The 8,048-nt window shown below is 62.6% G+C and carries 6 protein-coding genes, 2 tRNA genes and 1 pseudogene; 7 read left to right on the forward strand and 2 right to left on the reverse strand.

The window, feature by feature from the left end; all coding sequences use genetic code 11:
* Positions 1–74: 74 nt before the first annotated feature.
* The 6 genes from HALO32_RS10470 to HALO32_RS10495 all read left to right on the forward strand — a co-directional run bounded on the left by HALO32_RS10470 (position 75) and on the right by HALO32_RS10495 (position 5,156).
* Complete coding sequence (locus tag HALO32_RS10470) at positions 75–2,174, forward strand: PAS domain-containing protein (RefSeq protein WP_192576484.1); 2,100 nt, start codon at positions 75–77, stop codon at positions 2,172–2,174.
* Between the two features lie 73 nt (positions 2,175–2,247).
* Positions 2,248–3,186: a segregation and condensation protein A gene (locus HALO32_RS10475; protein ID WP_151443803.1), complete on the forward strand. Its 939-nt coding sequence runs from the start codon at positions 2,248–2,250 to the stop codon at positions 3,184–3,186.
* On the forward strand, positions 3,183–4,037 hold the full coding sequence (gene scpB / locus HALO32_RS10480; protein ID WP_151443804.1) for an SMC-Scp complex subunit ScpB: 855 nt from the start codon (positions 3,183–3,185) through the stop codon (positions 4,035–4,037). Before HALO32_RS10475 ends, scpB begins: the two co-directional genes overlap by 4 nt.
* Complete coding sequence (rluB, locus tag HALO32_RS10485) at positions 4,034–4,891, forward strand: 23S rRNA pseudouridine(2605) synthase RluB (RefSeq protein ID WP_151443805.1); 858 nt, start codon at positions 4,034–4,036, stop codon at positions 4,889–4,891. The genes scpB and rluB overlap by 4 nt, the downstream gene beginning before the upstream one ends.
* A gap of 81 nt (positions 4,892–4,972) precedes the next feature.
* Positions 4,973–5,048, forward strand: a tRNA-Lys gene (locus tag HALO32_RS10490).
* Between the two features lie 32 nt (positions 5,049–5,080).
* Positions 5,081–5,156: transfer RNA gene (locus tag HALO32_RS10495), tRNA-Lys, on the forward strand.
* A gap of 558 nt (positions 5,157–5,714) precedes the next feature.
* On the opposite strand, the gene HALO32_RS18120 is transcribed toward HALO32_RS10495, so the two are convergent.
* Together HALO32_RS18120 and HALO32_RS18300 are read right to left on the reverse strand one after the other, a co-directional pair.
* Entirely contained in the window at positions 5,715–6,320 is a 606-nt protein-coding gene (locus HALO32_RS18120; protein ID WP_225809925.1) for a GGDEF domain-containing protein, read from the reverse strand.
* 12 nt (positions 6,321–6,332) lie between these two features.
* Positions 6,333–6,860, reverse strand: a pseudogene (locus tag HALO32_RS18300) (PAS domain-containing protein); the annotation flags it as partial.
* A gap of 428 nt (positions 6,861–7,288) precedes the next feature.
* Between HALO32_RS18300 and HALO32_RS10505 the strand changes: the two are divergent.
* Entirely contained in the window at positions 7,289–7,954 is a 666-nt protein-coding gene (locus HALO32_RS10505; RefSeq protein ID WP_151443807.1) for a Crp/Fnr family transcriptional regulator, read from the forward strand.
* Positions 7,955–8,048: the final 94 nt, after the last annotated feature.

Raw genomic sequence — 8,048 nt, forward strand, 5'->3', positions numbered from 1 at the left:
TCTCGATGATACGTTGGTCGCCAGGTATCGCGCGGCAAGGGTTGGTAGAATGCCACCGTGAGTCAAGCGGACTCATGTCACAGGATGATGGGGGTCAGGTGCTACCAGACGATTTTTTCGCGAGCCTGGTGGAGAAAGTGGAGGACGTGATCTGGGCGGTCGGTTATCCCCATCTCCAGCTCGAGTACCTCAACCCCGCCGCCGTTACCCTGTTCGGGCGGCCGGTTCAGGAGTTCAAGGATGACCCGCATCTCTGGTTGACCATCGTGCACCCGGACGATCGTGAGGAGGTGGCGGCTTCCCACGAGTGTCTGCTGCAACAAGGAAAAACCGAGCGGCGCTACCGCATCCTCAGGCCCGAGGGCGACGTGGTCTGGATTCATGATCGCGCCTGGCTGATGCGAGGAGCAGACACTGAGCCGCTGCGCCTGTTCGGCATTGCGCGGGATGTCACGCGCGAAATGGCCGAGCAGCAGCGATTGAGCAGCACCTTGATGCTGCACCGCCGCTTCATGGAGAGTGCCCCGGACCCCATCTTCCTGGTGAGGGTGCAGCCGGACGACACCTTCGTCTTTCGCTACAATAATCCTGCTCACCGGTTACAGACCGGCATCCCCCTCGAGGCCCTGCGAAACCAGACCCCGGATACGCTGCTTGACGCGTCACAGGCGGCTGCCGTCAAGGCACATTACCTCGAATGTGTTCGGCTCAGTCGTCCCGTCCAATACGAGGAGCGTCTGGACCTGCCGGCCGGGGTACGTGACTGGCAGACCATGCTGGTGCCTGTGGAGGATGCGGCCGGCAAGGTTATCGAACTGGCGGCGATTGCGCGTGATATCACTCCGCTCAAGGAGGCCGAGCGAAAGAGTCGCGGTGCCTTCGAGTCTCTTGATCAGCTGCTCCAGGCGAGCCCGGTGGTGATCTATGAGTGCCAGCCGACACCTGAACTGATCCCGATCTATATCAGTTCCAGCGTAGAGAGGCTGACAGGTTACGCACGCAGCGAACTCCTGGGTCGGCCCGCCTGGCAAGCCCTGCTCCATCCCGACGATGCCCCCGTGATCATGGACAAGGTGAAGGCCATGCTGGCGGGAGAAGGGCCGATCCAGCTCAATTACCGCCTGCGCCATCAGGATGGCCACTACCTTCAGGTGCAGAGCGAGAAACGATTGATCTGCGATGAGGAGGGGCACCCCGTCAAGGTCGTGGGGGCGATTCTCGACATCACCCTTTCGCTTCGCCTCAGCCAGCGGTTGGAAAAGCTGGCTGAGCAATTGCCCGGCTTCATCTATCAATACCAGCTCTCCCCGGAGGGCAAGGGCTGCTTTCCCTATGCCAGTCCGGCCAGCCTGGCAATCTACGGGGTAACCCCCGACGAACTGGCACACAGCGATGAGGCGGCCTTCAGCACCATTCATCTCGACGACCAGGCCAAGGTAAAGGCGGCAATCGAGGCGTCGGCCGAGACGCTGACGCACTGGCATTGTGAATATCGCGTCATCCCTCCCAAGGGCCACCAACTCTGGGTCGAGGGAAGTGCCACGCCGGAGCGACTGGAGGATGGCAGCGTGATGTGGCACGGCTACATCTCCGACGTATCGGAGCGCAAGCGTCTTCAACTGGAGCTGGAAGAGAGCGAGGCGCGCTTCCGGCGGCTGGCCACCGTGGACATGCTGACGGGGGCGCCGAATCGTCGCCACTTCATGCATTGCCTGGAAGCCGAGCTGACCCGCGTCAAGCGCCATGAGGTAGACGCTTGTCTGGTGATGTTTGATGCCGACCACTTCAAGCGCATCAACGATACCTACGGTCATGCCGCCGGAGACGACATGCTCAAGGCGCTGGTCAGCACAGGGCGGGAGCAGCTTCGTACTCCCGATGTGCTAGGTCGTCTGGGGGGCGAGGAATTCGCCATCCTGTTGCCCGATACCTCGCTCGAGGGTGCCGTTACATTGGCTGAACGCTTCCGCCAGGCGGTGGCTGTAATGCAGGTTGCGTCAGATGATGCCAGTATCCGCATGACCATCAGCCTGGGGGTGGCGGCATTGAGCGCGAAAGATACCTCCGACAGCGCCATGGAGCGAGCCGACAAGGCGCTCTATGCGGCCAAGACATCCGGTCGTGATCGCGTCTGCCGCGAAAGCGATAGCACGGGTGAGGCGACAATCGGCTGACGGGGTCTGTCTGCGCAAGAGGCATCTTGCTAGACTGCCCCGTTGATCCTGCGTCCCCGGAGAGGCACGCCGCGTGAGCGCCACCCCCGATACCGCCAGCCCCGAACAGACCGATGCCGCGGCCGGCCATGCCGAAGTGCTGGGGCGGCTGTTCGACGAGCCGATCACCCAGCTGCCGGAGGATCTCTATATCCCGCCGGAGGCGCTGCGCGTCTTCCTCGAGGCCTTCGAGGGGCCGCTGGACCTGCTGCTCTACCTGATTCGCCGCCAGAACCTGGATATCCTGGCCATCGACGTGGCCGCCATCACCCGCCAGTACATTGAGTACGTGGAGCTGATGAAGGCCATGGAGATCGAGCTGGCCGGGGAGTATCTGCTGATGGCGGCCATGCTGGCCGAGATCAAGTCGCGCACCCTGCTGCCGCGCCCGCCGAAGGAGGGCGGGGATGGCGAGGAGGAGGAGGACCCGCGGGCCGAGCTGATCCGTCGGCTGCAGGAGTACGAGCGCCTCAAGCACGCCGCCGAGTCGCTGGCCGAGCTGCCGCGACTGGGGCGCGACTGGTTCCCGGCTCGGGCGGCCCTGCCGGCCCTGGAGGCGCGGGTGATCCACCCCGACGTGGAGCTCGACGAGCTGCTCGGGGCCCTGGCCGGCATCCTGCGTCGCGCGGAGCTCAATCAGGCCCACCAGATCAGTCGCGAGGGGCTCTCTACCCGGGAGCGCATGCTGGCGATCATGGAACGCCTGGACCACGAGCACTACACCGCCTTCGAGGCGCTGTTCACCCTGGAGGAGGGGCGCGCCGGGGTGATCGTCACCTTCATGGCGATCCTCGAGCTTGCCAAGGAGGCGATGATCGAGATCGTGCAGAATGCGTCGCTCTCGCCGATCCATGTGCGGGCCAGGGCCGGCCGGGACGAGGGGCCCGAGGAGGCGTTTCTCGAGGAGGCGGGGGGCGAGAGCGCCTTCGACGACCCTTCCTTGAGTGATCCGGCAGGGAGCAAGTCCCCATGACCGCCATGGAATATCCCGATGCGCTGGACGATATCCTCGAGGCGGCGCTGCTGGCGGCCGGAGAGCCACTTGGACTGGATCGCCTGGAGGGGCTTTTCGATGATCATGAGCGCCCGGCGCGACGCGATCTACGCGAGGCCCTGGAGCGCCTGGGTCTCCGCCACGAGCGGGGGGCCATGGAGCTGATCGAGACCGCCTCGGGCTACCAGCTGCGCATCCGGCCGCGACTATCGCCCTGGGTGTCGCGGCTGTGGGACGAGCGGCCCCAACGATACTCCCGGGCGCTGCTGGAGACCCTGGCACTGATCGCCTATCGTCAGCCGGTGACCCGTGGCGACATCGAGGAGGTACGGGGCGTCACGGTGAGCGGTTCGATCATGCGCACCCTGCTCGATCGCGGCTGGATCCGCGTGGTGGGCCACCGCGACGTGCCGGGGCGTCCGGCGGTTTTCGCCACCACGCGAAGCTTCCTCGACGATTTCGGTCTCAAGACTCTCGATGAGCTGCCACCGATGCACGAGCTCAAGCACTTTCAGGAGCCTGTTCTGGAGGAGCAAGAGGCACCGCCTCCCCAGCATGAGCTGCTGGCCCAGGCGGACGAGGGGGTCGACGAATCGCCCGAGGCAGAAGACGAAACCGCGCCCGAGTCGGGCGGCGAGGTGGCCCCACAGGCCACCGACACGACGGCCGGGAGGGCCGACGATAATGACCACGCCGGGACGGCGTCCGAGCGGACAGGGCTGAGCTTCGCCGATCTGGAGGCCCGCCTGTCCGAACGTGCCCGGGACCGCGTCGACGAGGACGCCACCCCGGGGACGGAATCCACACCCAGTGAGAATGACGAGCGATGAGCACTACCACCGAGAAACTGCAGAAGGTCCTGGCGCGCGCCGGGCTGGGCTCGCGTCGCGAGATGGAAACGGCCATCGCCGATGGCCGGGTCAAGGTCAACGGCAAGGTGGCCACCCTGGGCGACCGCATCGAGATGCGCGACCGGGTGGCCGTCGACGACCGCCCGGTGACCCTGCGCGGCGCCGAGGAGGTGCCGCGCCGGGTGATCATGTACAACAAGCCCGAAGGCGAGCTTTGCACCCGCAAGGATCCGGAAGGACGGCGCACCGTCTTCGATCGCCTGCCGCGCCTCAAGGGCGAGCGCTGGATCGCCATCGGCCGCCTGGACATCAACACCAGCGGCCTGCTGCTGTTCACCACCGATGGGGAACTGGCCAACAAGCTGATGCACCCCTCCACCGAGGTGGAGCGTGAATATGCCGTGCGCGTGATGGGCGACGTCAAGAAAGAGCAGGTGAAGGCCATGGTCGAGGGCGTGATGCTCGATGACGGCCCGGCGCGCTTCACCGACGTCCAGGAGTTCGGCGGCGAGGGCATCAACACCTGGTTTCATGTGGTGATCATGGAGGGCCGCAACCGTGAGGTGCGTCGGCTTTGGGAGTCCCAGGGACTGACCGTCAGCCGCCTCAAGCGGGTGCGCTACGGCAATATCTTCCTCGACAAGCGAACCAAGGCCGGCGAGTGGGTGGAGCTTTCCCAGGACGAGATCGATGATCTGGCGGCGACGGCCGGTCTCGAGGCGCGCAAGGTGCCTGAGCTGACCCCGGACGAGAAGAACCGCTGGAGCCGGGACAAGCACAAGCGCAGGCCGGTGCAGGTGATGCGTACGCCGAAGGGCCAGCGCGGGCGCTGAGCTTGGCGCGGCCCTGAGAGTAACGGCAAAAAGCGCTTGCCATGACGGGGGCAGATCAGTAATATCTGCCCCCGTTCGGAAGGGTCGTTAGCTCAGTTGGTAGAGCAGTTGGCTTTTAACCAATTGGTCGTAGGTTCGAATCCTACACGACCCACCACATCCGAACCTGTATGCTTCTCCGCAAGCACCGGGTCGTTAGCTCAGTTGGTAGAGCAGTTGGCTTTTAACCAATTGGTCGTAGGTTCGAATCCTACACGACCCACCATATTGTCAACAAAGCGCCCTCGCTTCCATGAAGCGAGGGCGCTTTGTCGATGGGGTCCACTTGGTTCTCTGCCGCTATGCCTGCGCGACTGGCGATCATCTCGCCTTTCGGAGGCAGGCGCCCGCTGGATCTTTCCTGTTGTTTCGCCAGTCGGTTCGTTTCTCGCCTGTATCAACGAAGACCGAGGACGGAAAGAACGACCATTACGATGACGACTGCGCCGACGATATAGACGATGTTGTTCATGAAACTCTCCTCTGCGGCGCATTATCCTGCTCAGGATGCTGCGGCATAATTCGTGTAATAGTGGCGCCGCAATCCGTGCGACGCATGGTGTAACTCCCTGTACTGGCCGTTCCCTTGCTGTTTCCTTGCCTCACCTGTTTTGAGGATATGCCATCGGTGGCTTTCCATCTGCGCGTTAGCGTACGTAGCGCTTGTCGTTAGTGGCGACCGGCCTATTGACCCGTGCCGCGAGTGTGTACGCATGCGGAGCGGGTGAGAGCGTCAGAGACTTTCCGGAAGACGGGAGCCCGGGCACCGCCCCTCGAGCTTCGGCTAAAAATCGAATAGGCATTGCGATGGCTGGAAGAACCACTGTCGGCCGGGTTCGATCCGCCTTCGTTCAATGGGCAGGGTATGCATCTCGGCCATGAAACACTGGTGTCCATTTCGGCCATTTCGCTTGATGTGGTACATGGCCGTGTCGGCATTGTGGATGAGGGTATCGGCATCCTCGGCATCACGCGGGTAGAGGCTGATGCCGATGCTCAGCGTGATCAGGATTTGATGACCCTGGATACGGTAAGGCTTGCCCAGGACGTCAAGCAGCTTTTCCGCCACCTTGGTGGCTCCTTCGGTTTGCCTGATCTCGGCAAGCAGAATGGCGAATTCATCTCCCCCCTGACGACAGAGGGTGTCGGTGCTGCGCATGCAGGCTTGAAGGCGAGCCGCAACGGCCTGGAGCAGGCTGTCACCCACGGCATGGCCGAGCGAGTCATTGATGGATTTGAACGTATCGAGGTCAAGATAGAGCAGGGCGCTAAGGTGACGGTGTCGTCGGGCCAGGCCAATGGCTTGTGAAATCCGCTCCATCAGCAGGACGCGGTTGGGCAGGCCGGTGAGCGCATCATGCTGCGCCAGATAGGCCATCTTCTCCAGCATGGCCTGTGACTGGGAGGCGTCGTGGAACACGATCACGGCGCCTGTGACTCGCCCTTCCCGATCATGGATGGGGGCTGCCGAATCCTCTATCTCCAGCTTGCTGCCATCCTGTCGGACGAGCACGCAATCCAGGGCGAGGCCTACCGTTCTGTCCTCCTCGATGGCACATCGGCCAGGAGTAATGACCCTCTGATGTGTCTTGCCATCGACAAGGTGGAGCACTCGGGACAGGGGCTCGCCGAGTGCCCCAGATGCCGACCAGCCTGTCAGGGTTTCGGCCAGGCGATTCATGTAGGTGACCGACCCTTGAAGATCGATGGTCAGGACGGCATCACCAATGGTGTTCAACGCTACCCGAGACCATGCCTTCTCGGCATCCAGAGCGGCTGTGACGTCTTGACTCGAGGCGCTGTTCGCTTGTCGCTCGGAAAGAGTGGCTACTTTCGAGGAGTGATCATGCCGAAACGACTCCTCAGTGTGGCATGAGACGGCGGGTGGCGGGGGCCAGGCAGAGCCCTGAAACGCTGTGTCGTCTTTCATGGGCTCGGCCTGGAAACACGCATGACCCACGGGTCACACGCCCAGAAGTGAATCAGGAGGTGAGCCAGGAGCGGCTCGGCCCGGTGGTGCGGTCGAGTCCGTGAGACAGGAGGCGTGATCAACAGGATGGTTGGCACTCGCATGGGTCGATTCCTTTACCGCCTGTGTTAGCGTAACGGGATGGAACTGCCTGAACTGCGACCTTGGAGCCTGGATTTTGTATCAAGCAAGAGCCTAGTCGCGTGACGTAGACGCTTCCGTGCGTTAGCGTACAAAGTGCCTGCTTCGTTTCCTGCGGGTGTGTCGGCGGCTGGGGAGAGTCCGTCAAGGTTAGAGCGGCTGCCCCGCGCCATCTTTCATCATCCAAAACGCCTTTTCTTCATGCCCTGTTTGTCGGGGGTGGCGTGCGGTATACGGGAGTGTTGGTCATGACCCTGCAACATGACCCCCGTCAGAATCACTTGTTGGCGGCCCTGCCAAGGGATGAATACGAGAACTTGGCGCCTCACCTCGAGCGGGTCGATCTGACGCTGGGAGATTCGCTTGTCGAGTCGGGGAAGGTGATGCGCCATGTCTATTTTCCGACGGACTCTATCGTATCGCTGCTCTGCGTCATGGAAGATGGTGATTCGACAGAAATTGCCGTCGTCGGTGCCGAAGGTATTGTTGGCATCTCGCTGTTCATGGGCGGCGAAACCACCCCGAGCCGTGCCATCGTGCAGAGTGCCGGGACCGCCTATCGCGTCAAGGGGCAGGTGATCAAGGACGAGTTTTATCGTGCCGGCCCCCTTCAGGGCCTGCTGCTGCGTTACACCCAGGCACTGCTCACCCAGATGGCCCAGACGGCGGTATGTAACCGGCATCACAGTCTGGATCAGCAGCTGTGTCGCTGGCTGCTGCTGAGCCTGGATCGCTTGCCGACCAATGAACTGATCATGACCCAGGAACTGATCGCCAATATGCTTGGCGTTCGTCGAGAGGGCGTTACCGAGTCGGCTGGCAAGCTACAGAAGGCCGGGCTGATTTCCTACCATCGCGGTCGAATCACTGTTCTGGACAGGCTGGGCCTGGAAGCCCGGGTCTGTGAGTGCTAAGTGATTATGCATAATTAATCGTGCGTCCCGTGCCATAGTCCCCGAGCAGGCGATGGACCTCAGCGCAGAGCCGATCAAACGAGAGATAGGCTCC

This window comes from Halomonas lysinitropha, from assembly GCF_902500215.1.
Classification (GTDB): Bacteria; Pseudomonadota; Gammaproteobacteria; order Pseudomonadales; family Halomonadaceae; genus Halomonas; species Halomonas lysinitropha.

What these genes read in the sequence shown, in the direction of transcription:
- HALO32_RS10470 (WP_192576484.1), top strand. Translation starts at nt 75, where the DNA reads ATGTCACAGGATGATGGGGGTCAGGTGCTACCAGACGATTTTTTCGCG.
- scpB (WP_151443804.1), top strand. Translation starts at nt 3,183, where the DNA reads ATGACCGCCATGGAATATCCCGATGCGCTGGACGATATCCTCGAGGCG.
- rluB (WP_151443805.1), top strand. Translation starts at nt 4,034, where the DNA reads ATGAGCACTACCACCGAGAAACTGCAGAAGGTCCTGGCGCGCGCCGGG.
- HALO32_RS18120 (WP_225809925.1), bottom strand. Translation starts at nt 6,320, where the DNA reads ATGCTGGAGAAGATGGCCTATCTGGCGCAGCATGATGCGCTCACCGGC.
- HALO32_RS10505 (WP_151443807.1), top strand. Translation starts at nt 7,289, where the DNA reads ATGACCCTGCAACATGACCCCCGTCAGAATCACTTGTTGGCGGCCCTG.